1 protein-coding gene and 1 pseudogene are annotated in these 1,219 nt (G+C 76.7%); one reads left to right on the top strand and one right to left on the bottom strand.

The features are described 5' to 3' along the window. A partial coding sequence (locus AC0CYZ_RS15155) for a nucleoside hydrolase (RefSeq protein WP_472216725.1) occupies positions 1 to 828 on the top strand: 828 nt, incomplete at its 5' end. On the opposite strand, the pseudogene AC0CYZ_RS15150 reads toward AC0CYZ_RS15155, so the two are convergent. Continuing rightward, positions 806 to 1,219 (bottom strand): annotated as a pseudogene (locus AC0CYZ_RS15150) (MFS transporter); the annotation flags it as partial. The gene AC0CYZ_RS15155 and the pseudogene AC0CYZ_RS15150 overlap by 23 nt on opposite strands.

The following is a 1,219-nucleotide window of genomic DNA, read 5'->3' as shown; positions in this document are numbered from 1 at the left end:
ACCACCGAGAACGCCCGCCGGCTGCTCGGCACGTTCGGCCGGTCGGACGTGCCGGTGGGCCGCGGCGCGGGGGTGCCGCTGGTGCACCTGCTCGAGCGGCGCTCCGACGGCGTCCACGGCGACGACGGGCTGGGCGGCCGCGCGGGCGACTTCGGCCCGCCGGTGGACGAGTCGCCGATGCGGGCGGTGGCGCTGATGGCGTCGGTGATCGAGGCGTCGGAGGAGCCGGTGACGGTCGCCGCGATCGGGCCGTTCACCAACGTCGCCACGCTGCTCTCGGCCCGCCCCGACCTCGAGGAGCGCATCGGGCGGTTCGTGCTCATGGGCGGCTCGATCGCGTTCGGCGGGAACGTGTCCGCCGCCGCGGAGTTCAACGTCTGGGGCGACCCGGAGGCCGCGCGGCGGGTGCTCGCCGGCTCGCGGGTCCCGACGACGATGGTCCCGCTCGACCTCACCATGCGGATCACGCTGAGCGCCGACTGGCTCGACGACCTCGCCGCCACCGGTCCGGTCGGCGCGGCGCTGGCCTCCACCCGGGAGACCTACCTCGCGGCGTACTCGGCGCGGTTCGGGCAGGCCGCGATGGCCGTGCACGACGCCGTCGCGCTGCTCGAGGCGATCACCCCGGGCACGGTGGCGACGTCGCCGATCCCGGTCGACGTCGACACGTCCACCGGCCCGGGCCGCGGGGCGACGATCGGCGACCTGCGCGGGGCGGAGTCGCAGGCCGTCGACGGCGTCCGGCCGGTGGACGTCGCCCTGGACGCCGACGCGACCTTCGTGCGGGCCGAGCTGCGTCGCCGGCTCAGCGCCGCTCCGGCTCGGTGAGGCCGGCCCCCTCGTCCTCGGTGATGTAGCGCTGCTGGGCGGTCCGCCCGAGTGCGAACCCCGCGAGGAGGGCCGCGACCAGCGCCGCGACCGCACAGACGACGTAGCCGATCGAGTAGGCGTCGCCCAGCGCGGCGAACGCGATGTCGTGCAGCGGGTTGCCCGGCACGCTGACCTGTCCGAGCGGGCCGGACTCGATCGCGCCGGCCGCGGCCGGGGGCGCCTTCGCGACGAACCCCGCGACGGCCGCGTCGATCGACGGGTCCGCCGCCCGCTCGGCGGCGATCACCGACGCGGCCCGGCTCAGCGCGATCGCCCCGATGATCGCCGGGCCGAGCGTGAAGCCGAAGTCGCGCAGCTGGCTCGTCGTGCCCGAGGCCATCCCGGCCAG

The organism is Actinomycetospora sp. (genome assembly GCF_055612215.1).
This window is presented reverse-complemented; position numbering and strand designations above follow the sequence as displayed.